Origin of the sequence: Ketobacter sp. MCCC 1A13808 (assembly GCF_009746715.1) — a bacterium.
In the GTDB taxonomy this organism is placed as follows: domain Bacteria; phylum Pseudomonadota; class Gammaproteobacteria; order Pseudomonadales; family Ketobacteraceae; genus Ketobacter.
The window spans coordinates 538,426-564,189 of record NZ_VRKW01000002.1; the positions used below are offsets into that span (position 1 = coordinate 538,426).

The 25,764-nt window shown below is 51.6% G+C and carries 19 protein-coding genes; 11 read left to right on the forward strand and 8 right to left on the reverse strand.

Annotated features, from left to right (window positions below; genetic code table 11):
- Positions 1–21: 21 nt before the first annotated feature.
- The 8 genes from FT643_RS06295 to FT643_RS06330 all read right to left on the reverse strand — a co-directional run bounded on the left by FT643_RS06295 (position 22) and on the right by FT643_RS06330 (position 11,834).
- Positions 22–846: a polysaccharide deacetylase family protein gene (locus tag FT643_RS06295; RefSeq protein WP_156870292.1), complete on the reverse strand. Its 825-nt coding sequence runs from the start codon at positions 844–846 to the stop codon at positions 22–24.
- Positions 843–1,946 (reverse strand): glycosyltransferase family 4 protein, encoded by a 1,104-nt coding sequence (locus FT643_RS06300; RefSeq protein WP_156870294.1) that lies wholly within the window; start codon positions 1,944–1,946, stop codon positions 843–845. The genes FT643_RS06295 and FT643_RS06300 overlap by 4 nt, the downstream gene beginning before the upstream one ends.
- A complete protein-coding gene (locus FT643_RS06305; RefSeq protein WP_317621961.1) occupies positions 1,943–2,884 on the reverse strand; it encodes a mitochondrial fission ELM1 family protein in 942 nt (313 codons plus the stop codon). Before FT643_RS06305 ends, FT643_RS06300 begins: the two co-directional genes overlap by 4 nt.
- Positions 2,859–3,779 carry a branched-chain amino acid transaminase gene (locus FT643_RS06310; RefSeq protein ID WP_156870298.1) on the reverse strand — a complete coding sequence of 307 codons (921 nt, stop codon included), beginning with the start codon at positions 3,777–3,779 and terminating at the stop codon, positions 2,859–2,861. Before FT643_RS06310 ends, FT643_RS06305 begins: the two co-directional genes overlap by 26 nt.
- A 73-nt stretch (positions 3,780–3,852) precedes the next feature.
- On the reverse strand, positions 3,853–6,768 hold the full coding sequence (gene glnE, locus FT643_RS06315; RefSeq protein WP_156870300.1) for a bifunctional [glutamate--ammonia ligase]-adenylyl-L-tyrosine phosphorylase/[glutamate--ammonia-ligase] adenylyltransferase: 2,916 nt from the start codon (positions 6,766–6,768) through the stop codon (positions 3,853–3,855).
- A 57-nt stretch (positions 6,769–6,825) separates the two neighbouring features.
- Positions 6,826–8,595, reverse strand: a complete 1,770-nt coding sequence (locus FT643_RS06320; protein WP_156870302.1) for a hypothetical protein — start codon at positions 8,593–8,595, stop codon at positions 6,826–6,828.
- A gap of 8 nt (positions 8,596–8,603) precedes the next feature.
- On the reverse strand, positions 8,604–9,854 hold the full coding sequence (locus FT643_RS06325) for an acyltransferase family protein (RefSeq protein ID WP_156870303.1): 1,251 nt from the start codon (positions 9,852–9,854) through the stop codon (positions 8,604–8,606).
- A 213-nt stretch (positions 9,855–10,067) separates the two neighbouring features.
- A complete protein-coding gene (locus tag FT643_RS06330) occupies positions 10,068–11,834 on the reverse strand; it encodes a GspE/PulE family protein (protein ID WP_232339950.1) in 1,767 nt (588 codons plus the stop codon).
- A 212-nt stretch (positions 11,835–12,046) separates the two neighbouring features.
- Here FT643_RS06330 and FT643_RS06335 point away from each other — a divergent pair, with 212 nt between their 5' ends.
- The 11 genes from FT643_RS06335 to FT643_RS06385 all read left to right on the forward strand — a co-directional run bounded on the left by FT643_RS06335 (position 12,047) and on the right by FT643_RS06385 (position 25,690).
- A complete protein-coding gene (locus tag FT643_RS06335; protein ID WP_156870305.1) occupies positions 12,047–12,565 on the forward strand; it encodes a TIGR00645 family protein in 519 nt (172 codons plus the stop codon).
- Positions 12,566–12,761: 196 nt separating this feature from the next.
- Positions 12,762–15,083 carry an efflux RND transporter permease subunit gene (locus FT643_RS06340; RefSeq protein ID WP_156870307.1) on the forward strand — a complete coding sequence of 774 codons (2,322 nt, stop codon included), beginning with the start codon at positions 12,762–12,764 and terminating at the stop codon, positions 15,081–15,083.
- A gap of 100 nt (positions 15,084–15,183) precedes the next feature.
- On the forward strand, positions 15,184–18,300 hold the full coding sequence (gene putA, locus FT643_RS06345) for a bifunctional proline dehydrogenase/L-glutamate gamma-semialdehyde dehydrogenase PutA (RefSeq protein ID WP_156870309.1): 3,117 nt from the start codon (positions 15,184–15,186) through the stop codon (positions 18,298–18,300).
- Positions 18,301–18,344: 44 nt separating this feature from the next.
- Positions 18,345–19,673: an amino-acid N-acetyltransferase gene (gene argA / locus FT643_RS06350; RefSeq protein ID WP_156870311.1), complete on the forward strand. Its 1,329-nt coding sequence runs from the start codon at positions 18,345–18,347 to the stop codon at positions 19,671–19,673.
- An 82-nt stretch (positions 19,674–19,755) separates the two neighbouring features.
- Positions 19,756–21,084 (forward strand): DsbA family protein, encoded by a 1,329-nt coding sequence (locus tag FT643_RS06355; protein ID WP_156870313.1) that lies wholly within the window; start codon positions 19,756–19,758, stop codon positions 21,082–21,084.
- A gap of 12 nt (positions 21,085–21,096) precedes the next feature.
- Complete coding sequence (locus tag FT643_RS06360) at positions 21,097–21,978, forward strand: hypothetical protein (RefSeq protein WP_156870315.1); 882 nt, start codon at positions 21,097–21,099, stop codon at positions 21,976–21,978.
- Between the two features lie 85 nt (positions 21,979–22,063).
- The gene (locus FT643_RS06365) at positions 22,064–22,537 is read left to right on the forward strand and encodes a hypothetical protein (protein WP_198043360.1); all 474 of its coding nucleotides are present in this window, start codon (positions 22,064–22,066) and stop codon (positions 22,535–22,537) included.
- Positions 22,538–22,661: 124 nt separating this feature from the next.
- Positions 22,662–23,012: a MerR family transcriptional regulator gene (locus FT643_RS06370; protein ID WP_156870317.1), complete on the forward strand. Its 351-nt coding sequence runs from the start codon at positions 22,662–22,664 to the stop codon at positions 23,010–23,012.
- A gap of 76 nt (positions 23,013–23,088) precedes the next feature.
- A complete protein-coding gene (locus tag FT643_RS06375) occupies positions 23,089–23,649 on the forward strand; it encodes an NAD(P)H-dependent oxidoreductase (RefSeq protein WP_198043361.1) in 561 nt (186 codons plus the stop codon).
- A 166-nt stretch (positions 23,650–23,815) separates the two neighbouring features.
- Positions 23,816–25,027 carry a diguanylate cyclase gene (locus FT643_RS06380; RefSeq protein WP_156870321.1) on the forward strand — a complete coding sequence of 404 codons (1,212 nt, stop codon included), beginning with the start codon at positions 23,816–23,818 and terminating at the stop codon, positions 25,025–25,027.
- 354 nt (positions 25,028–25,381) lie between these two features.
- On the forward strand, positions 25,382–25,690 hold the full coding sequence (locus FT643_RS06385; protein ID WP_156870323.1) for a hypothetical protein: 309 nt from the start codon (positions 25,382–25,384) through the stop codon (positions 25,688–25,690).
- Positions 25,691–25,764 lie beyond the last annotated feature (74 nt).

Below are 25,764 nucleotides of genomic sequence, written 5' to 3' on the forward strand. Positions count from 1 at the left end.
CTCTACCAGAAAAACACGAAATTACTTTTTGTATCCCCGCTTGCCCGTTTTCATGCGCAACATAAAAGCAAGATGATTGTCTTTGCCGCTGATTTTAACGCGCTTCAATTGGTGAGGGTCCGCGTGCAGGTCCTCGTCAATTCCGGCAATGGTCGTTACGCTGGAGGTGTATCCCGACTGGGCGGCGATGGCAACGTCCTGCTGATCGTAAATCCCGAACGGATAAGCAAAACTGTCCACCGCTACTCCAAACATCGTTTCCAGCTGAGTTTTGCTGTCCGCAATTTCCCGGGTTTTCAACTCCCTGTCCGCCTTGTGTAAATTGACGTGCGTAAGGGTGTGCGCCCCCAACTCAAAGACACCGCTTTCAACCATTTCGACAATTTGCTCATCCGTCAGCTTTGCTTCCCGGGCCAACTCGCCGCTATTGTGGTGCGCTTTCTTATTCACGGACCAGTCCCGGTCATGACGATCAACGACCAGATACAATGTGGCTTTCGCCTGGTGCCTCTTCAAGATCGGAAAAGCATTTAGATAGTTGTCCTCATAACCGTCATCAAAGGTGATCGCAACGGTCTTCTCAATGTGTGAGGTGGACGCCATCAATTCGCTCATGGTCACAAAGTTCCAGCCATTGCGTTTTAAATAGCAGACCTGCTGCTCAAACCGGTCCGGCGTCACTCGTAATCCTTTGAATTTTTGCCCCGGCTTTTGCTCGCTGACCATGTGATACATCAAGATGCGCGGTCGCCGGTAACTGATCGCCGGCATCCACCACGCGTAGCGGTAACTAAAAGCCAGAAACAACAGCCCCCCTGGCAACAAAAGCGCAGCAACCCAGCTCATGGCACTAACTCTCGATAGACCGACAGTGTTTGCTGCTGCATGTTCGAAAGTAAGAAGAGGTTATTTTGTTTGAGGTCTCCCGCTTTGCCCTGCTTCAGTTGCGTGATAGCCTCCGCCACCCCCGCCTCATCACCCAGTGCTACGGCGCCATCCGGATACAAGGCCGCCAGGATTTCCCCGACACCACCGTGGGCGAATCCGACCACAGGCACTCCCAGGCTCAACGCCTCCAACACCGTACGGCCAAATGATTCCGGCTTGGTTGATAACGACAATACGACATTCGATACGCTGTAAATATCCCTCATATCGCTACGCTGGCCGGTGAAAACCACAGCCTCTTGCAGGCCTGCCTGCTGAATAGCCTCGTCGATCTCTTTGCGATACCCCATACGGTTAGGATCATCTCCCCCCACAATAACGGCTTTGACGGGGGTGCCACTATCCAGAAGCCGCCGGACCACCTTAAGCAGAACCAAATGGCCTTTTAAACGGGTAATCCGCCCTGGCAACGTGACAACGAACTGATCACGCAACTGCGGGTATTGCTGAAACCACTTCTGCTTCCAGTCTTCGGTAGCCTGATACCCCCAGGGGTAACGTGCGGGATCGATGCCTCGATACACCAAACGCAGTTTGCTTGGGTCCACATCCGGATAGTTAGAAGTCACATACTCCCGGGCGGTTTTGGAAACCACTATAACCCGCTCACCGCAGCACATAATCGCACTGTATCGGCTGACTGAATGCAGCCCGTGTACACTGCTCATCAAACGCGGCCGCTTCGACACCGGCATCTTTTTCCAGGCTAGATACACTACCCAGGCCGGCATTCGGGATCGCACATGCACCAGATCAAATTTTTCCTGTGCAAGCCAGCGCCTGAGCTTCCGTATCTGAAGCACATTCAACAGGCTCTTTTTACCCAAATTCCACTCCACATGACGGGAGCCTTCTTCCTGCAATCGCGCCACCATGCCGCCGCCGGCGGAAAGCACCCAGGAGTCATGCCCCGCGGCCACCAACGCGCGCGCGATTTCTAAAGTACCGACTTCAACTCCCCCGCCTTGTAACGACGGTAATACCTGCAACACTTTCATAGACTCACTCCGAACCGTTGCAACAGCCAACGGGCAGCGCGATCGGATTCCCAAAGCGTTTGTTTATTGTCAGGCAGGGGAAGCCGAGTATTCCAATGCTCGAAATCCATCGCCCACCCCTGCTTTATCACGTCCTTCATACTGTTCACCACCCGCGAGGATTTCGCCGCTGGCAGCGCCAGCAACCCCGTTGGCGCAGCCGCCGTTATACTTTCAAAAACCATGGAGACACTGTCCCTTGTCACCCACACCTGCACTGCACTTTCAAGCTGCTCCCGCACCCAACCCGGCGGCGTCTGGTCGGCAGCCATCAAGGTCAGATTAAGAAGGTTGCGTTGCTGCAGCAGGGGGAAGAAATCGTCCGGGGTGCGCCTGGAGGTGGACAGCGTCCAGCGCAGGGACGGCTGTGCCATACAAATATCGGTCACCTGCTGCACTACCCGCTCAGAATGCCACGTAAAATGCGCACTTTCACCGCCGATAAGTATCACACCCTGATCGGCTTTGCGGCCATGGGGGCGAGGCGTCATGGTGTTAAGGACACCGTGGGTCGCCAGCACCGATTCTCTCTGGGGGGGGTTATCGTGGTGGGGAATAATACAGGCATCAAACCAGCCCAAAGGAAGGGTAGGCTTCATTAATACAATCGATTTAGCATTAAAAAGACGACGCGAGAATAACACGCTGCGGTGAGTGCGGTGACCCGCACCGATAACCCAGTCAGGGCAAGTTTGTCCTCCGGTATCGGGCGCCCTTTTCAATAGCCAATCGCTGATGGATATGGGCATCTGTTGCAAGGAGCGCAGTTCGACCTGCGCCCCGGCTACTGCCTGCAATCGCTCACCCAACCCCAGCAATTGATTGCGGTGGCCGGGTTTTTCGTCCGTGAGCAGCCAGACTGTCAGGGACTGTTTAGATGTAACTGATCCACTCAGAATGCTTGTCTACCCTTCCCATAACATGATCAAAATAGAGCGATTGCAATTGCTGGGTGATCGGGCCGCGCTTACCGGTACCAATGATACGACCGTCCAGCTGTTGAATCGGTAATACTTCAGCGGCGGTACCCGTGAAGAACGCCTCGTCCGCTACATAGACTTCATCGCGGGTAATGCGTTTTTCTATCACTTCGTAACCCAGCTCCTGGGCCAGCGTAATCACAGTGTCACGGGTGATGCCGTCGAGACAGGAGGTTAATTCCGGCGTATATAACTTACCTTTATACACCACGAACACATTCTCACCGCTGCCTTCTGCAACATAGCCTTCTGGATCCAGTAGAAGCGCTTCTTCGGCACCGCAGGAAAGGGCTTCGTTAAGTGCCAACATGGAGTTGATGTAGTTGCCGTTGGCTTTTGCCTTACACATCGTGATGTTGACATGATGACGGGTATAGGAAGAAGTACGCACCTTGATGCCGACCTCTTTGGCCTCCGGTGACATATAAGAGGGCCACTCCCAGGCAGCAACAATCATATGTACGTTCAGGTTAGTGGCCCGTAAACCCATCCCTTCTGATCCGTAAAACACCATTGGACGAAGATAGGCATGGGGCAGGTTGTTTTCGCGCACGGCCGCCAGCTGGGCTTCGTTGACCTGTTCCTTGGTGAACGGGATCTTCATATTCATGATATGCGCAGAGCGGAATAAGCGGTCTGTGTGATCCTGCAGCCGGAAAATACCAGGGCCGTTGACGGTTTCGTATGCACGGACACCTTCAAAAACGCCCATGCCATAGTGCAGAGTGTGAGTCAGCACGTGGACCTTGGCATCACGCCAGGGGATCATTTCACCATCAAACCAAATCAGACCGTCACGGTCGGCCATGGACATCACTCAATTCTCCTTCGCAGGTTTGTCAACTGGAGCCCTGTTGGGGGCCCCGAAAACGGGGAACTATACCATATTAGCTCAGGGTTTCACGCCAGATTTGCCGTACTTGGCGACGTTCTTCGACAAATCGCTCGGCGCTCACTTTGGCGCGGCTATTTTGCAGCGCCAAAACGTGGGTTTGGCTACGATATTGTAGATAGGCGTTCTGCAGTTGTGCCACCTGCTGCTGACTCAACTTGCCCTGCTCCAGTGCACTGTCCAGAATACGCATGTTGTCCGTCCAGCGCCCCATCTGCGGGTGCTCACGGGTCCAGCGTAAAGCCAGATACTGGGCCAGAAACTCAATATCGACAATGCCGCCCGGATCCTGTTTTAAGTCGAACTGATTATCCTTGCCGAATCGCGCCTCGTTGAGCTCAAGATCCTTATAAGTGCTGAGATGACCAAGCATTTTCTCACGCATTTCAACGACTTCCTGCTGCAGTTTAACGGCATCCCGGCGATGGGCGAGAACCCCCAGGCGCAGCGCATTGTATTTCTCCTGCAGGCGCGGGCACCCTGCCACGACCCTGGAACGAACCAACGCCTGGTGCTCCCAGTTCCAGGCCTGCTTTTTCTGGTATTCCTCAAATGCTTTCAGCGAGCTGACCAACAAGCCCGCATTGCCAGAGGGGCGCAAGCGCATATCCGTCTCGTAAAGCGACCCCGACGCCATTTTAGACGTCAGAATGTGGATAATCCGCTGCCCGAGCCGGGTAAAGAACACACTGTTGTCGATGCTCTTTTCGCCATCAGTAGCCCCTTCACTGGATCCGTCATGAACGAAAACCAGGTCCAGATCCGATTGATAGCTGAGTTCGATGCCGCCCACTTTACCGTAGCCGACAATAATGAAATCCGGATTGCAGGGCTCCCCGTTATCCCGCGTCGGGCAACCGTGTTTTTCCACCATTTGCCGCCAAGCCAGCTCCATAACGGCCTGGAGCAGGATCTCGGCCAGCCAGGTTAAGTAATCACTTACTTTCATGATGGGCAGCGTTTCTGCTAATTCCGAAGCCGCCACCCGCAGCACATGGGCCAATTTAAACTGGCGCAGAGCATCCATTTGCCGCTCCAGGTCGTCCTCGGGGATGCGCAACAGTGTTTGCCTCAGCTCATGCTGCAGGGTGTCCTTATCCGGGGGAGACAATAACGTGGACTCGTTGAGCAACGTGTCCAGCAACAAAGGATAACGGGCAATGGTGTCGGCCACCCAAGGGCTGGCGCCAAATAGCATCGCCAGACGATCCAGTGAAGCCGGGTTTTCTGCCAATAACGCGATATAAGCAGAACGCCGGGTAATAGACTCCAGCAATCGCAACACCCGCTCCAGCGTCAAGCCGGGACAGGCCTGTTGGGCGCAGGCGTTAATTAACATGGGCATCAAGCGGTCCAGACGCTCACGAGCCACCGCTTGCATATGGGAGACCGAACGACTGTTTTTAAACTCCGTCAATAAATGCAATGCCGCCAACGGCTCATCAAAGCCCAGATCGGTTAGGTCCTCTGATGCTTCCTGCTCTGTCTGTTCGGTAACCCAGACGGCGACGGCCTGGTCCAACACTTCCACTTCATCCTGATCCTGGGGCACGGCAATCACGCTGTCGAAATGGGTGCGGACCCGGGTGCGCACCTTTTTCAGATCGGCATAGAAACTATCCCAATCCGGATACCCCAGCCCCAACGCGATGCGCAACCGATCTTCTATACTATCCGGCAAGACCTGGGTCTGACGATCATGCAGGGCCTGAATTCGGTGTTCCACATTACGTAAAAACACATAATCTTCACTTAAGGATTGCACTACATTGGCGGGCAATAATTCAAGATCCCGGATTATCCCCATCACCTGCAACAAATTTCGCTGCTGTAAATCCACATCCTGCCCACCGCGGATCAGTTGAAAAATCTGCGCTATAAATTCAATTTCACGGATGCCGCCCGCGCCGGTTTTTACATTTTCTTCATTGCCCCGCCGTAACACTTCCTGATTAATCAGCTTTTTTAATTCACGCAAAGATTCTATGACACCAAAATCCACATAACGACGATACACAAACGGTTTGAGCAATTTCAACAGCCGGTCACCGTCCCCGTTATCCTGCCCTATAGCGCGAGCCTTGATCATAGCGTAGCGTTCCCATTCGCGGCCCTGCTCTTCGTAATAACGCTCCATCGCACGAAAACTCAATGCCAGTGCTCCGCTACTGCCGTATGGCCGCAGGCGCATATCGACCCGGAATACAAACCCATGTGCGGTATTTTCATCTAACGCTTTTATTAGCTTTTGCCCGACACGCATAAAAAAGTCACGGTGCTCCAGGGACTTCCGGCCACCGCGGGTTTCACCGTCACGCGCATAGGCAAAAATCAGATCAATGTCCGATGATAAATTCAGCTCCCCGGCACCCAGCTTACCCATACCGATAACCACCAGTGGTAGTACCCGCTCCGTTGTTTTGAAATAGGCGGCGCCCCATTGCGGCTGAACAAACTGATAGATTTTGCATAAGGCTTGTTCGATACAGGCATCCGCCAGATGACTCAGGTCGGAAGCCGTTTCTGCAAACTCGGCCAGACCGGTGACATCGCGCCAAATAATGCGCACCATTTCGCGACGACGGTATTCTCGCAGGACGACTGACAAAGCCGGCTCGTCCATAACCGCGCTTAACTTTCCCTGCAATCGGTGGTTATACGCAGAGGCACTGATACGGGAGTTCAAATCACCACTGTCCGACAAATCAAAAAGCAAATCCGGAAAACGCTGCAACTGATCCGCTACATAATCACTGGCGAGAAAAACCGTAACGAGCTGCTGCTTTAATTTCTCGTCAAGCCCATCAAAACGGGCTTGCAAACCCGCTTCGTTGAGCGCCTCCTGGAAACGATCAAGAGCGATTTGCAGAGATTGCTGAATTGATTCTGGAAATTGATTGTCGGAAAGCATGGCAGTCCTCAGCATCGGTTATGAAGACGCATACGATAACATACCGCTGGCTACCTGCTATGGCATTGCGCATTGCTCTGAATTCATTTTCAATTCGATCGCTGCGCCCTTTGCGGGTAAACGGCACGGTGCAACCGACCCACCGTGCCAATGTGCAAACCGGTAAAGATCGCTGTTTAAGGGCTTGGCAAACTGGAACCGGGCCTGGGTCGGCACACCCTCATCCACCGCCATCACGGTGACAATCATGCCGTCAAGCTGCACCGAGTCACCAACGGAAAACGGCGCTTGCGGACCACGCAAAACCCCTTCTTGCTGGGCGTCGTACAACCCCTCCGCCGACTCGATATCCAGCGTATGCTGGTTCAACACAGATACCTTCAGGGAACGGGTACCAGAGGCCAGCAACCAGGTTTTAGCCGTCACAGGTAGTTCTTCGTATAAGCGGATACCGTTAATATAACCACCCGCACTGGAAAGCGGCGGATTTATCAGTATCGGTGTCGCACCTTGGGGCAGATCCTGCAGGTTCCAGGACACCGCTCCGTTATTCAAAAAATTGTCCCCCATCAGACGCATAGAAACGATTTCCAATGGTAATAACAGCGACGACAGCCCCAGGTTCAACACCATCAGCAATACCGCCACAATCCCGGTGGCCGCTCCGGCCAATCCGCTACGGCGCAACTTCCCGTTACGCCAAGCGACAAACAATAAACCGAGAAAGCCGGCAGCACCAACGCTGGCAGCAATTAACAGACGCGAATGTGGCACCGTGCTGGCGACCGGGATCAAACACAACAACGAACCACACAACCAGAACCGGGCCCGCCGGTCAGACTTCAATAACGGCCACGCGACCCAGATTACTAACAAGAACAATGCCAGATAGACCCAAATCCGATAGGCGGGTAAAGCAGACCCCAGCTCAGGCGGCACCACCAAAAACAAACCGCCCACCAACACCAGAACCCGTTGGGTCAGCATCTCCAAAAACAGAATCGGCGTACTCAATGGGTCAAGATAATGGCCTGAACCGCTGGCACCATACCCCAGAATCGCGCGGATACTTAGCCAGGCCAACCCGACCACCGCATAAGGAACCAGTGAATAAAAGCGCGAGCGCCAATCACCTTTGTCGTAGAACAGCGCATAAGAAAGCAAATAGGCCCCGGCGGTAACCGCCATCTCGCCACACAGCAAACCCAACACCAACAACAAACAGGAACGTAAACTTATTGCAGACTGATCGTACTCCCGCCATCGATGATGGGATGCGATCGCCAGTATCACGAATATCACCGCCAAAACCGAATTCCGGTTTGCTAACCAGCCCGCCGGCACACCGTGGGAATAGGATAATGCAAATAGGAACGAAGCCCATAACCAGGCTGAGGTCTCGCCCTGTATTTTTTTGAATAATTGAAAACACAGCCACAACATGATGCCGAAATAGATCAGGCTTTGCAGATGCATCAACATCGGCGTCTGTGGCCACAATGAGTAATCCAGACCGTGGGTTAATTCAGTCAGGGGGCGCCAAAACGCGTATTCCACCTGCGGATACGTCCACCAGGGCACCAAGCCAAGATTCATCATGTCCACGACCCGCGCCGGATCGCCGTCGAGAAAACTGAACAGCCCATACGGGCTGGCCGGACTGAGCGTTTGCAACACCTGGCTGCGCTGGGTTACCAACCCCCAATGGAAATAATCGTCCAGCTGCAGCCCCACCCACAAGCAGGGCAACGCCAATAACATGCCTAATACCAGAGCCCACCATATGGTCTTACTTTGCGGTTCTTGGCCGGTGTTGTTTGCGCCCATAATATTCACTATTTACGTAAGTTCATGAGGGGTTTTTCAACCAACAGATAAATAACCAGGGCGCCCATGATCGTAATCACGGTGCTGTACAGACAGATCAAACTCATGGCCTGCCAATGGGTGTAATCGTAGCGTTCAGGGTATTTATCCATGGCCTGCATACCCAACTGGACCAATATAACAATCGGAAAAACATGCAACAGATACATTGAATAAGAGAGTTGTGCAATGGGATACCAAAGACGGTTGGAAAAGATTAAATTCAGAAACCGGCTCAGATAACCGTGCTCGATACAGACCAACGCCAAGTAGGCGATGGAGGCACTGAAAACGTTGCGGCTAAACGTTTGGTAGAAAATCATCAGCGTCTGCTGATCGTCGAATTGCCTGCCCAGCACCGGCAGCCACATAAGTAAAATGACGCAAGCAAAGCTGGTGAATTCAAACACTTTTCCCCATCCCGAATTCAGAAAGCGCCGCAGCGCCTGCTCGTGATGATAATAATAAAATGCCGCGATGCAACCGCATAAAAGAGCACCAAACCGGGTATACAAATTATCGTAGAGCACACTGAAATGATACGCATGATAGGCCTCATCCATCACAATACGACTACCGGGTAAAGTTCGCAGCTGCTCATCTGAAATGATGATGGCAAAGCGGATCAAGCAGGACGCCGCCAGTAAAACCCATAACCAGAACAGAGGCCGGGTGGTATACCGAACCAAAATCAGCAACAAGACCGGATAAATCAGATAAAACTGTTCTTCAATGGCCAGCGACCAGGTCCAGTTCATGGCCTGATCGTCGTAGGGAAGAAAATTATTCACATAGAGCAGGTTGGCCCAGATGTTTTGCACATTGGGCAAACCGTAAGCCACGTACAACGCGATCAAAACCCAATAAGCGGGACTTAACCGCATGAAGCGTCGCAGATAAAAATTACCGAAACGTATACCGCCGGTTTTATCCAGTTGCCTTAACAAAATTCCGGTAATCAAAAAGCCACTGATGACAAAAAAAATGTCTACGCCTTTATCGCTGTTCCATGCCCAGGCCGACCAAGTGCTCTCCTCAATCAGATCAATCATTTCCACATGCGGGCTCTGGAAAGCGTAAATAGCAAAAGTATGAAACACGAGAATCATTAGCATGGATAGGGCACGAAACCCGTCCAGTACTGCAAAGTGCTCATTGGGCCTTACAAACAATTGCTTTAAATTACCAATCGGTGAAAACGCCGACAAAAAACTGCTCATTTCAATCACTTCTTATTTTTATTGCAGACTACGGCACGCTTTAGATCCGGCCAACGATTCAGAACATGGCTTGGAGGCAGATCCAACCGCTAGATTCTCGTCCTGATTTGGCGTCTGTCACATTGGGAGGTCCCATTCTAGCAAGCGTTTACTGCTTAAGGGAATCTAAGTAAGGCAATTTTGGGATGCGGCACAAAAGCCAATAACGGTGAATCAGGATAAATTGGTTAGGGCAGGCGCGACCCTAAGAACTTCTTCAGGGGTAGTGTGGCCTGCTGCAACCTTTTGGGCACCACTCAGTCGCAAAGTCCGCATGCCCTCTTTCATTGCCTGCTTGCGGATTTCAGACAGGTCCGCAGAGTGGCTGATCATGTCCTTCAGCTCCTGCGACAAAGGCATCACTTCGTAAATACCCATACGCCCCATATAACCGGTTTTACGGCATTCAAGACAGCCAACAGGCGCTTTGATTGTCTCCGGCTGCTTGCCTTTCCACGGGTTGATCAGGCTTTCCCATACATCTGGGTCTACCTGTGTATCCCGCTTGCAATGGGGGCACAGCGTTCGCACTAAGCGCTGCGCCATAACGCCCAGCATGGTGGCCGCAATCATATAGGGCGGCACCCCCAGATCCGTTAACCGCACCACCGCCGAAGGCGCATCATTGGTGTGCAAGGTAGAGATCACCAAATGCCCGGTTAACGCCGCCTGGATTGCCATATTCGCCGTTTCCAGGTCACGAATCTCCCCCACCATGATGATGTCGGGATCTTGACGTAATAATGCCTTCACCCCGTCAGCAAAGCTCAGGTCAACATTATCCATCACCTGCATCTGATTAAATGACGGCTCCACCATTTCAATCGGGTCTTCAATGGTGCACACGTTCACTTCCCGGGTGGCCAGCTGCTTCAGGGAGGAGTACAAGGTCGTGGTTTTACCCGACCCGGTAGGGCCCGTCACCAGAACAATGCCGTTGGGCTGACTTATCATATTATGCCATCGGGCGTAATCGTCATCGGTCAACCCCATCTGTTCTGCAGAACGCACCAGCACTTCCGGATCAAAAATCCGCATCACCATTTTTTCGCCAAAAGCCGTGGGTAAGGTGGATAAGCGCAGCTCCACTTCTTCACCTTCCATACTTTTGGTTTTTAATCGTCCGTCCTGTGGTCGCCGCTTTTCCGCAACATCCATCCGCCCCAGTATTTTAATGCGACTGGTCACGGCTGCCATAACGGCCGCAGGCAGCTCATATACGTCGTGCAGAACGCCATCAATGCGAAATCGAATATTACCGGTAGTTCGGCGCGGCTCCAGATGAATATCACTGGCGCGCTGATCAAATGCGTATTGCAACAGCCAATCCACGATTTTCACGATGTGCTGATCGTTGGCATCGGGTGAAGACAGCTCCCCCAAATGCAGTAGCTGTTCAAAATTGGTGACGTTGGAGGGCCCTTTGCCGCCGCTGGCCCCTTTTACCGACCGCGCCAGATTATAAAATTCCAGGGTAAAGCGCTTCAGGTCAGCCGGATTCGCTACCACCCGCTTAATGCGCTTGCCTTTTAATGTTTGTTCCAGCCCCTGTTCCCAATCATTACAATAAGGTTGTCCGCTGGCAATCGTGACCGTTTCGTCGTCTACCGCTACCGCCAGAATTTCATGTCGCTCAGCAAAGTTGTAGGACATAACCGAGGTGGTCGTGGTGACATCGACTTTCAACGGATCTATGTAATAGACAGGTTGGTTGCAACGTTTGCTCAGCCATTCGGTTAACCTATCCAAATCGAGCTTCTTGTTCTCGTTTTGCTGGTCATCCAGGTTGAATTTGGCGACGAACTGCAAAGGGTTCCAGTTCAGCTCACTCTTGTCGCGGCGCTGCCCAGATACAAAGTTCATATCCCGCTCACTGATGCGGCCGTCTTCCGTAAGCCCGTCCAGCACCCAGCGTGCGTCGATACGGATGTTGGGCTGCAGAAAACTGGCTTTGCCTTTACCTATGCTGGTCACTGTACTGGATTCTTCCCGCTGCGGATAAATGGAGTGAAAAACTGAAAGTTATGGCGTCTTTGAACAATTGTAGACTCAACAGCTTACCTGAACCAATTACGGATTCCATATCCGTGACCAAACCATAAAAATCGGGTATCGTTGCGCCCATCAAACTGTTGTAGCGGAAGTAGTTCACCATGGAATCACTGATCGAAAAAGCGCTGTACGCCAGCCGTTGGATATTGGCACCGGTTTACCTGGGTTTGAGCTTGCTATTGCTGGTGCTGGCCTTCAAATTTTTCCAGGAATTCATCCATATCGTCCCCAAATTGCTGGAAATGCCCGAACAAACCCTGATTCTGAAAATCCTCACCATGGTGGACCTGACGCTGGTCGGCAGCCTGGTAGTCATGGTGATGTTCTCCGGCTACGAAAATTTTGTCTCTAAGATCGACATTGACGAAGGCACGGAGAAATTAACCTGGCTCGGAAAAATGGACGCAGGTTCGCTCAAGCTGAAGCTATCTGCTTCGATCGTCGCAATATCGGCCATTCACCTCCTGAAAGCCTATATGGAGTTCAACCCGGCCGGAAACGCCTCTGATGAGACCAAAGTGATGTGGCTTCTGATCCTGCATATGGGATTTGTGGTATCGGCGCTGTGCATGGCGTTGATGGATAAGCTGGAGCGCAAGACCAAGGCGGAACACGGCTGAAACCAGGCGGGCCATGGCGGCAGCGGCCACCTTGGGACGGCCCATCTTTTAATTGTCGGAAATGACAAAAATTCCCGTTTATATGATCCTTCTCGCGCTACCCGGCGCAATACAAAGTGTATAGTATTAGCTGAATCTCAGAACCCCCGGGTTCCAGTTGCGAGATCCGCTTTTCACCTGCAGTAAGGAACGCGATGTGTTAGCCAAGCGATGGGCCGAACTGGTCATGAATTTCCCCAAAGCCAATATTTTTCTGGTGGTTCTGGTGGCCGTCATTCTGGGGGCCGGCGCTAAAGATGCGGAATTCTCCGCCAATCAGCGCGACTTTTTTAAATCCACCGATCAGCATCTCAACGACCTGATCAAGCTGGAAAACGAATACGCCAGCGACAAGAACATCATGGTGATCGTCGAGCCCTCTGCCAAGGATGTCTTCACCCGTAACACCCTGCGGGCAATTCAGGCGTTAACCGAATTCGGCTGGCAAATACCCTATTCACAACGGGTGGAATCCCTGAGCAACCACTTGTATACCCGGGTCGACGGGGATGAGCTGATGGTGGAATACCTGGTCAGCGACGAAAGTACGTTGTCCGACCAGGATCTGGCTGAACGCCGGCAATACGCGACCGGTAAAGTCGGCGTCAAGGACTACCTGATCACCCCGGCGGGCGACATTGCTCTGGTGGTGGTGGCTCTCAACTTGCCACAGGACAAAGAAGGCCAAGCCGCGGTCGAAGTCGTGGACTACGTCAAAGAACACATTAAAGCAATCCGAGCCCAATACCCTGACGTTCATTTCCGCATAGCTGGCCAGGTGGCGGTGGAAGTGACTCTGCCGGAAATTGTCGAGACCGATGGCCGTACTATTTTTCCGATTGCGCTGGTGCTGGTGTTCCTGTTTCTGACCTTTGTGTTGCGTGACCTGATGGGCAATCTGGCCTGCATCGCAACCGCCCTGGTATCGATTCTGGCGGGGATGGGCGCAGTACTTTGGAGTGGTGTCAAGGTATCCCCTATCCTGGCTAATACACCGGCCATCATTGTGATACTGGCGATGGCGGATTGCATTCATGTGATGGTGAACTATGCCCAGGGACTGGCTCAGGGGCTTGATAAAAAGCAGGCGCTGATCAAAAGCATCGAGGTCAATTTTTCCCCCATCATATTCACCAGTCTCACCACTGCGATCAGTTTTTTCGCCCTCAACTTCAGTGAATCGCCACCCTTTGCTCATATGGGGACGGCTGCCGGTATCGGCATTCTTTATGCCATGCTGGCGTCCATCAGCTTTTTGCCGGCGCTGGTCTATTATCTTCCCAGTAAAGCGTCCGGGGTCACCGTGTTCCCGCCGATGGGTGGACTGATCCGCTTCTATCAACCCCACGCCAACAAAATCATCGCCGGCTTCGTTGCCGTTATGGTGCTGCTGGGTTCCCTGGTGCCTCTCAATCGACTGGATGATAATTTCGTGGAGTTCTTTGATGACAATCTGGAAATCCGACGTAATATGGATTTTCTGATTGAGCGTATCAGCGGCTCGGTCGTCGTGAACCTTAGCCTGCCTGCCACCAGCAAAGGCGGTATCTACGATCCGGAATATCTGGCCCTGCTGGAGGATCTGCAAAATAAGCTGCAGCAATCCCCTAACTTCCGTTCAGCCACCTCTCTGCTTGAGGTCATGAAAACCCTAAACCGGAACATGCACCAGGACGACCCCGACTGGTACACCATTCCCGACTCGCGGGAACTGGCGTCGCAATACCTATTGATGTATGAGATGTCATTGCCTTTCGGCCAGGATCTGAATAACCTGGTGAATTTCGACCGCTCTGAAAGTCGCGTCATTGTGATCTACGATCAGCTTTCAGATAAAGAGTTAATCAATCTGGAAGCGCAACTGAAACTATGGTTGCAGCTTCACGAATTCGATACCGACAGTGCCGTGATCGGCAGTGGTAATCTCGCTTTCGCACATATGCAATTCACCAATGTGAATAATCTTTCCAAAGGGTTTGTGGTAGCACTGGTGTTTATTTCGTTTCTGCTGATCTTTATGTTCCGCTCCTGGTCGCTGGGCCTAACCAGTATGATTCCGAATCTGTTCCCGGCTGCAATGGCATTCGGGCTATGGGGCGTGATCAGTGGCAAAATCGGTTTCGGCATGTCGGTGGGCATCACCATAACCCTGGGTATTGTGGTGGACGATACCATTCATTTCCTGGCGAAATACAAATACGGTCGTGAACAGTTAAAGCTGAATAATTACCGCAGCGTGGAATACGCTATGGATACCGTAGGGGTTGCCATGATTCTTACCACTGCCATGATGGCGATTACGTTTACCTCGCTATTATTCTCTGATTTCGTCCCCAACCAGGATCTGGGTTTAATCACGATCATCACTATTATTTGCGCAGTACTGGTTGACCTTATTTTACTGCCGGTCATTTTGCTGAAAATATTCGGTGATCAGGATACGGAACCGGCTGGCAGCGGGCAGCGAGCGGCTTCCTGATTCGACCACAGCAAGCCGCGCAATGCGGCCCACAAAGAAATCTCACATCCCGGCGCAACCTGTGCCAAAATGAATTAAGTGAATTCAACAGGAGTGAATTGTGGCGCGCTGTAAAGCCCCCTCATCCATGGGGTTGGAGTTTCCGCTCCCGGATAACATACTCACCGGATATTTGCGCAGCGAAGAAGACGCCGTGCAAGAGTTGCTGGCGGGCTATCATCAGGAATACGCTGAGCGGGAAAAAATACGTGCCTATGCCACCGACTTTCTAAGCGCTATCCGAAGCACCAAACCAGGAATCCGGGTTGAAACCCTGCTCAAAGAATACGGCCTCGACAACAAAGAAGGCATCACTCTGATGTGCCTGGCCGAAGCCCTGTTACGGATACCGGACCAGGAAACCGCTGAACGTTTTTTGCAGGACCGTTTACGTCAGGGCAACTGGGCCGAACACCTGGGCCACAGCGACGCCCGCTGGGTCAATGCCTCCACCTGGGGCTTATTGGTAACCGGGAAAATTCTCGGCAAGGAACAACTGGGTGGCAATTGGCTCACCGACTCGTTTAAAAGCGTATTCCGCCGCCTCGGTGAACCACTGGCACTCAGTGCCGTACGTCAGGCAATGATGGTGATCGGCCAGCAGTTTGTAGCTGGCGAATCCATCGAAGACGCATTGCATCGCGGTCAGGCTGAATCGGAAAAAGGCTATTACCACGCCTACGATATGCTGGGCGAAGCCGCCATGACGCAGGCGGACGTACAGCGATTTAAAGCAGCCTATGAGCATGCCATCGTCTACCTCAGTAAAAACCTGCCTGGGCGCAAGGAGCACGGCAGCGTTTCCATCAAATTATCCGCGCTGCATCCGCGCCTGGAATTGAAAAAAGAGAAAGCGCTGGATCAGGCTTACAGCAATCTGATGGAGCTATTGCTCCTGGCGCAGGAAAAAGACATTGCGATCACCATCGACGCGGAAGAGTCCTGGCGCCTGGAACCCAGCCTGATGCTGTTTGCCCGCGCAGTGAGCCACAATAAAATTCGCCAATGGGGTAAATTAGGACTCGCAGTACAGGCCTATCAAAAACGCGCTCCCGCCGTCATTCAGTGGTTGATGGATATCAGCAAATCCTTGCACTGCCAAATACCCTTGCGCCTGGTAAAAGGCGCCTACTGGGATACAGAAATCAAACAGGCGCAACAACTGGGCCTGGCGGAATATCCGGTGTTCACACAAAAAGACCACACCGATCTGAGCTATTTACATTGCGCACAAACATTATTGCAGAGTCGGCATTTTTTATTTCCCCAATTCGCCACCCACAATGCGCATAGCGTCGCCAGCATTCTGACCATGGCGGAAGCAAAAAGCGTTCGCAATTTTGAGTTTCAGCGCTTGCATGGTATGGGCGAGTCTCTCTATGACCACCTGATCGAAAATTACGATGATATTAACTGCCGCATCTACGCCCCGGTTGGCCGCTTTCAGGAGCTGTTGCCCTATCTGGTAAGGCGCTTATTAGAAAACGGCGCAAACACCTCGTTCGTGCGACAAATTCAGCTGGCGCAAAGCGACGGCACCTGGATGATTGAAGAGCCCGGATCCAACATTCAAGCAGTCGAGCGCTTCCGCAATCCGAAAATCCCCCTCCCCCGACGTATCTTTGGCACGCAACGCAAAAACTCGCTTGGCCTCAACCTGGAAAGCATAAACACACTGCAGATTCTCAGCAAAAAAATGAAAGTCATGCTAAGCGCGACTGTAGTCAACCCGGAGCCGGATGACGAACGCTCGCAGGCGATTTACAATCCGGCTGACCCGGATGATATTGTCGGGTATTACTGGCTGGCCAAGCGCCACGATTGTCACCACGCATTCGACGCCAGCCGAGAAGCGTGGAAAACCTGGCGTTTTTCTGATGTAGAAGATCGCGCGACATTGCTGGAAACCACCGCCAAGCTGTATGAGGAAAGTTACGAAGAGCTCATTCTGATCGCCATGCGCGAAGCGGGTAAAACCCTGAACAACGCCTTGTCGGAAGTACGCGAAGCCGTGGATTTTCTACGCTATTATGCCAATCAGGCACGGCAATTATTTGAGCCCACCAGCTTACCTGGGGTCACCGGTGAAGAAAACAGCCTGCACCTGGAAGGCAAAGGTCCGGTACTTTGCATCAGCCCGTGGAACTTTCCACTGGCCATTTTCACCGGGCAGGTCTCCGCTGCGTTGGCGGCAGGCAATACCGTGATTGCCAAACCGTCTACGTTCACGCCCTTGATCGCCAGCAAAGCCATTGAACTGTTCCATAAAGCCGGCTTTCCGCAACAAGTGGTGCAAGTACTAACGGCCAAAGCCAAAACCGTAGAAAGCACCATTCTGAATGAGTCCGCATTACGCGCCGTGATGTTTACCGGCTCCTCCTTGGCCGCGCGACAAATCAACCGCAAAATAGCCGAACGGGACGGCCCCATTATTCCCGTCATTGCGGAAACCGGCGGACAGAATGCGATGATCGTAGACAGCTCCGCTCTGACCGAACAAGTCACCCGCGACATCGTGCAATCGGCGTTTGATAGCGCCGGTCAGCGATGCTCGGCGTTGCGGATTCTCTTTATTCAGGAAGACGTTAAAGAGAAAACACTGGAAACGCTCACCGGCTATCTGGATACCTATCAATTGGGCGACCCCCTGGATTGGGAAACCGATATAGGACCGGTGATCGATGCTAAATCCTGCTCTGACCTGCTGATGCACATTGAACGTTTCAAACAACAGGGGCGGGTTCTGTACCAAGGCACGATACCCGAGAGCAAAGGACACTTCGTACCACCCACCATCATCGAGCTGGAGGATATTAACGAACTCTACGAAGAAGTTTTTGGCCCGGTGTTGCACGTAATCAGCTTCAAGGCAGAGGAAATCGACCAGATCATCGACCAGATCAACCAGACCGGATTCGGCCTTACATTAGGCGTGCACAGCCGCATCAATCAATTTTGTGAAACCGTTGCCCGCCGCGCTCAGGTCGGCAACATATACATTAATCGCAACATGATCGGAGCCACGGTGGGGTCACAACCTTTCGGTGGCCAGGATCTTTCAGGCACCGGACCGAAAGCCGGCGGCCCCCATTATCTGCTACGCTTAGCCAACGAAAAAACCATTTCCGTCAACACCGCCGCTGTGGGCGGAAATACAAAACTGCTGACAGACGACTGATTCACCAGGGATAATAGCGGGGTAACCATTTCGGGGAATAGTAGATGACTTCTGACACACAGGCGTATGTAAACTGGTTTCGCCACAGCACACCTTATATCAATGCCCATCGTGGTAAGACCTTTGTAATCGCCTTTCCCGGCGAAGCCGTCGCGCACACGAACTTTCTGCATTTTATTCAGGATATTGTGCTGTTGCACAGCCTCGGAATCCGTATCGTGCTGGTACATGGGGCCCGCCCCCAAATAGATCAACGCCTGGAAGAAAGCGGCCTGCCAATCCGTATTGAATACCACCGCCGGGTCACCGACCTGGCGGCCATGCCTGCCGCTTTGGAAGCCATCGGCCGCACCAGTATTCAGATCCAATGTCATCTGGCCCAGGGTATGGCTGCTGCCCATATCCACCCTGGCAAGCAACTGGTCGCGACAGGCAACTATGTTGCAGCCAAACCTTATGGGGTACGCAACGGCGTGGATTATCAGCTCAGCGGTGAAGTACGAAAAATTAACCACACCGCCATTCATCAGCAACTGGACGACGGTGATCTGGTGTTACTTTCTCCGATCGGGTTTTCGCCTACCGGAGAGGTTTTCAATCTGCTGTGGGAAGAAGTGGCCGCTGCAACCGCCATCGCACTAAAAGCCGACAAGATTCTCTATTTGAGCGAACAGGAGGGCATTCTAAGCACCGATGGTGAACTCATACGTGAACTTACTGTTCCCCAGGCCAGTGAACTGATTAACGACTTTGAACAACCGCACTACAGTCTGATCAGCGCCCGAGATACAGTAACCGCCGGCATTAACCGAGCCCATATTATCAGCTATGAAGAGGACGGTGCGCTACTGCAAGAACTGTTTACCGTGGATGGCAAGGGCACGATGCTGGCGCGGGAGAATTATGAAAAGGTTCGTGCCGCAACCATCGACGATGTCGCCAGCGTACTGGAACTGATTGAACCAATAGAGCAACAAGGCATTCTGGTACGCCGGTCCCGAGAACTTCTGGAGACCGAGATAGAACACTTCACTCTAATCGAGCGGGACGGCAAGGTCATCGCCTGCGCCGCCCTGTATCCCTTTCCGGATGAACAGGCCGGCGAACTGGCCTGTGTGGTTGTCCACCCCGAATACCGACACGGTGATCGCGGCGACACGCTACTAAAAACCATTGAACAAAGGGCCTTGACTCGCGGTCTTAACTCACTGTTTGTGCTCACAACCCGCACGGCCCACTGGTTTGTAGAGCGTGGGTTTGCAGCAGCAACGGTAGCCGAGCTGCCACAGCACAGGCAATCGCTGTACAATTTCCAACGTAATTCAAAGGTATTTTTGAAACATCTGGCTGCAAAGAAAACACCTGTCCGCTAACAGGCATCTATAATAAAGAACGTAATCATGCTCAAACTTAAAATCGCAGCCGGATGCAATTGGGGGAATTCCAAACAGGACTATGACGCTGACAAGACTGTTGAAGCCATTACTTACACAAATGGCCACCAGCCCCAAAATGAGGAACCTACGTCGAGGCTGGTTCGAACTTAAGCGCCGGATCATCCCCACCCTCAACACCGTGGTATTTTATCACCGGGTGGATGACCCCTATTCGTTTCTGTTGCTACAGGCGCTGCCCCGCTTCCTAGAGGACTTTAAGGTCAAGCTGAGCATCCGCATTATCCTGGATCTGCCGGAAGACGCTAATCCACACCCGGAACTGCACGCGATCTACGCCCTGAAAGACGCCGAGCGCTTGGCCAGATTCCACGAGCTGATGTTCCCTGAAGCATCGGAACAGCCGGACTATGAAGACGCACTGATCGCCTCGGCCATATTACTAAAGCATCAGAAGCGGCCCAAACTGCTGCACTTGGTTACCGAAGTGACCGGCGCACTTTGGGGTGCCAGCACCACAACATTCCAAAGTGCAACCAAGCGTTACGGGGCGATGAAAGAATCCGAAGCCCGCTCCCTACTTGAACAAAATACAGCCGAGCTGGTCGCCAGAGGCCACTATCAATCCGGCACACTCTATTACGGGGGCGAGTGGTACCCAGGACTAGACCGGCTGGGGCACCTGGCAGCCCGCCTGGACAAGCCTGGAATTCGACGTCAAACGGGCGATATCGCCGATTATCAAAGACAATACCGTCATGTCCTGCAAAGTTATAACACCTTGCGCCCGCGCCCGAAACAAGTAAAAACCCTGGATTTTTACTTCTCATTCCGCAGCCCTTATTCTTATCTGGCGGCAGACAGAGTGTTCAAACTGGCGGAGCTATACAAGATACCCGTGCTATCCAAGCCGATTATGCCCATGGTCACCCGCGGTATTCCCCTGCCTAAAGCCAAACGCAACTACATGGTTGCCGACGCCAAACGCGAAGCAGAGAAAAACCACATGCCTTTCGGCAAAATCTGTGACCCCCTCGGAGACGGTATTGATAACGCCATGGCATTGTTTCACTTCGCGCAGCAGCATAGCCTGGAACAGGAGTTCATCGTGTCGGTGCTGAGCGGTATCTGGTCCGAGGGGTTGGACATCAATAACATGACCCATCTTAGAAAAATGGTAGAGCGGGTCGAGTTGGATTGGGAGCAAGCCTCTGCTGTGCTGGAAAGCACTGACTGGCACAAACCCGCTGAAAGACACCAGGAAGAAATAACCCGCATTGGCCTGTGGGGTGTACCGGCATTCAAATACGGCAACCTGGTGTTATGGGGGCAGGACCGGCTTTGGGCATTGGAGCAGGAAGTCTTAGCCGGCACCAAAAACGGAAACTAAGGGGAAGCAGCATTGAAAATCAGCACATCAACCAGACTCTCAACGTCATCCTGGCGCTGGTGGAGCCTGGGCATTCTGGTAATCGGGATCATTCAGCCTCTTTTTGTCATGTCCCTTTCGGCCGCGCCCTCCGAACAAATCAAAGTGAATCCGGATTCGTTGAAACAGGCTGAAAAACTCATCACCGCCTCCGGCATCGAAGTGCAAATCAACCAGATCCCCGCCGCATTGATACAGGCAGGCCGCCAACAGGCAGGCCCCGCCGCGAGTTTTATTCAACCATTAATGCAGTCCATGCAGAACGTCTTTGTACCCGACGAGATGATCGACACGCTGTCAAATGAACTGGTGACCCGACTGGATGTGCCCACCATGCTGGACGCACTCAAGTGGTATCAAAGTGAAAATGGTCAGACCATCGTTAATGCACACAAAGCCATGTTAAAACCCGACATGATGGAAAAGGTCGCCAAAGCGATGACCAACCCGACTCCGGATATCAGCGATCAGCGCCAATCATTGCTTGAGGCCATCGCCAGCTCGACCCAGTCGACGGACATCGCCCTCGAAACCATGGTCAATATCCAGGCCGCGTTTATGACCGCACTATCTAATATGATATCTCCGGACAATGCTCAGAGTTTCGATCAGCTGCGCGACGCGTTCGGAAACAGCAAGCAAAAAATGCGTGGCCAGTTTGCCGAGCAGCTTTTACTACAGCAGGCGGTGCTGCTTGAGCCCTTACCAGACTCAACCTTGCAGGAGTTTCTCCAATTCGCGGACAGCGGGTCAGGCAAGAAATTTTTTAGTGCGCTTAATGGGGCATTAGATGAGACGTTACAGATCTATGCGCGACGGTTGCCGCTCGCCGTAAAAGGCGGCGTGAGCAAGTAAGGGGACCACTCTAAAGCTACCCGCTCGGTGTCGTAACGCCGACTACCCCATCGGTTTTATGTTCTCAGTCTAGTAGGAAAAATTTGTGATTGACCAAATTGAAAAATGGATTTTTCAGGTGAATTCGAACCATAGACAAGAACGACAAAGTTGTTCTGTCTTGCACGATTGTTTCAACGGTTTTTACTCACCCCAACTTCTTGATAGTGCATATTTTGTCGTTACTGATGACATCCCGAAACCCGACTTCCCGCAGCTTAGGGACCTTGGTCTGGGTGACTTTATCGATATGAAAGTCCGCGGTGTAACCTATCATGACACCTACTATGTGGCGAAACATGCGGCGGAAGATGTGGACCTGCACTTTCACGAATTGGTGCACGTGCTTCAATGGAAAGAACTGGGTATTCAGGGGTTCATTACACGCTACACCCAAGAAATACTAAGTTTTGGTTACGATAACGCACCATTGGAAAACATGGCCTACTCACTGCAAGAAAGATTCGGTAAAAACAAACAACACTTCAATGTAGAACAGTTCGTCCGCGACAATATATAGCTATCGCTTTTTTTCACTTATTAGTCGGAAAGGATTGCTGCCGTGTATTTACAATCATCAAAAGCAGCTTCACGTACTGATTCATTTTTAAAGTCCTGGCCGTGAAATACAGAGGCACTTGATAATGTACATCGGCGAAATATCAAAAAAAACCGGCTTGTCTATTAAGGCTATCCGGTTTTATGAAGAGAGAGGGCTGATCCGTCGACCGGAAAGGCTGGGGCGCTACCGGGTCTATCAAGAGACCGATATAGAGGCCTTAAAACTCATCAAAGAAGCCAAAGAAATTGGTATCACCCTGTCTCAACTGAAAGCGCTCATCGCTCACCATGACGGTCAACTGGACTGGGCAAACATTAAATTGTTTCTAGCGCAGATTAGAGTTCAGCTCGTAAATCAAATTACCGATATTGAGAAAAAAATAGACCATCTCGATAGGTGTTACGCTCAGATAGACTGCCAGCCAAATGCTTGACTCTCCCTTATCGGGGAGACTTTATACTGCATCTCCTACTTGCAAACGGGAGAATGTGATGAGCAAACGTATTTTGGTGTTAGCAGCCAATCCAAAAAAAGACAGCTATACAAACTACTTAGCCGCGAAGTATACAAGCGCTGCCCAACAACAAAACCAAGCTCGATTGATACAAATATCAGACCTGGAGTTTGACCTGAATCTCGCAGGCGGATTTACGGAATCTCACGCTCTGGAAGACGCGCTACAATCTTTTCAGGCGGACATTGAGTGGTGTGAACACTTGGCAATTTTCACCCCCGTCTGGTGGGGTTCGTTGCCCGCAAAATTAAAAGGTCTGATAGATCGGGCATTCCTGCCCGGTTTTGCATTTCAATATGAAAAAGGCAACCCCATACCCAGAAAATTATTGAAAGGGAAAACCGCTAGAATTGTGATGATGATGGATACGCCACCTTGGTATTACTTTCTGATTCAAGGTGCTCCAGCCACCAGACAGTTGAAAACAACCACGCTCAAATTCGTTGGTTTCCGTTCAGTAAAAAGTAAAATGATAGGCCCCATCATAAACTCTACCGCCCGGTCGAGGTCAAAATGGGCTGACGAAGTGTCAAAGCTAGGCTACGCCGGTAATTGAGACCGGAAGCCCTGTTCCCGTTCGAAATGCCGTCACACGGCTCTCGCCACCGACGAACAAAATAGCTCAGCGATATTCCGAAAGATGCGCGTAAATTGATGAATTTATGAAACATTCTTAAAATAAGCACTATAATTAGTACACTTAAAAGCAAGACAGCGACCTAATGAACATTCTTATTGTTGAGGACAGCGCAACCCTCCGAGCCCACATGAGTAAGCTGGTGACCGAACTAAACCACAGACCGCTTTTTGCTAAGTCTGGTGTAGAAGCGCTCCAGCTAATCGGCAGCTGTGACTTCGACCTGGTCATCATGGATGTTGAAATGCCCGGGCTCGATGGTTTCGAAACCACCAGCCTTATGCGTGAAGCATTGGGCGATCGCTGGGTTCCTATTATTTATTCCACAAGCCATAACAGTGACGACAAAGTGCTGGCTGGCATTGAGGCCGGTGGCGATGACTACCTGGTTAAGCCCGTCAGTCACAACCTCCTCAAAGCGAAGTTAACGTCGATGCAGCGCATTGCCGAGATGCATCAGCAGCTAAGACGACTCAACGATGAACTTTCAGAACGCAGCCAGCTCGATGGACTAACCCATTTGCTAAATCGCAGAACGTTCACCGAAAAAGCGGAACAGTGCCTACACGACACCCGACGTTTCGGAAAAGGTTGCGCAATGCTGCTGATAGATGTTGATTTTTTCAAACAATATAACGATCACTACGGCCACCAACAAGGTGACGAATGCCTGAGAACCCTCGCCCTTGCGCTAAGCAACAATGTTAATAGGGATTGCGATCTGGTGGGCCGGTACGGTGGTGAGGAATTTATTATATTGCTGCCGGACACTGACCTGAAAGGTGCTACCGACATCGCCGAAGGAATTTTGAAAGCCGTTGACAACCTCAATATTCCCCACAAGTTGTCTTCTGTGGCGGACCACATCACGCTCAGCATCGGCGTTGATGAAGCCTCGAAAGACGACCGCTATTCTTTAGACGCGCTTATTTCGGTTGCCGATAAAAACCTATACCTGGCTAAGAATAATGGCCGACACCAGGTCAATAGCAGCAACCAGGCACACAAGACATTACTGATTGTAGATCCAAGCGAAGTTAAACTGGCAGCACTGACCCAACACCTCAAACTGCTGGGCAACATCATCACCGCCGACTCTGCAAACGAGTGCCTTGAAATGGCCAAGGATATAAAACCTGACCTTATCATCGCCGGCAGTCAAAAAGCCTCTGCTGACCTTTTCGCAGACCTGGATCATCAGATAGCGAACCATGTACGCACCGCGTGCATTCCAATCTTCTATATTGACGAAATGTCAGAAGACACCATTCAAAAAATACGCAAGCTACTGCAATAGCATTCGAACGGTATCCTGAACCGACTAGGTGTTTATTGATCGGTGCACTGGAGCACAGAAGTGAATTAGCCTCGGTAGGGCTACATTATCAGGTCACCCGCGTTATTGATCACTTTTCCAACCAATGCTAAAAAGCCTTTTCGCCGACCTTGCGCTAAGCGACCTCAATACGGTTTGCTACGTTAATCTAATATAGAATCGAGACGCAAGTTGCTGGATTTGGAACCACCTGTGCGTTTCTCGGGCATGCCAGGATAAAAAACAGTCAAAGCTTTCAAGTTTAACAACTTAATAAAAAGATGACATAAGAGTTGTTATACAACAGGCGATTTTATTCATTACCGGGAGGAGAATATGAACGCATTGGGGATGTGGACCCAAACTCGACCTATGATGCCGCTGGAGGGATGGCGGGTATGGTGTAATTACGTTGTCAAACTGGCTTTTATCGCAGGCCTACGATTGCGCTCGGGTTATTCGGGGGGGGTTCCAAAGCCATCTGAAATCACTCTCGTCGATATTAAAAACCTGCGAGACAATGGAGATCCGGGCATTGCAGTAAAAAGATTCAAACAACTGCCTGGTAATAAAAAAATGGATACCGGCTATGGCGCGCGCAAAGGTCAACTCCCTTTAAGCAGCACGCCCTTTCAATGTCAATAAGACTTGCTTTCAAAACAATGCCTTACTCAACTTAAACCCGAACTGACCCGTTCCTTAAACAAGTTACCAATCTG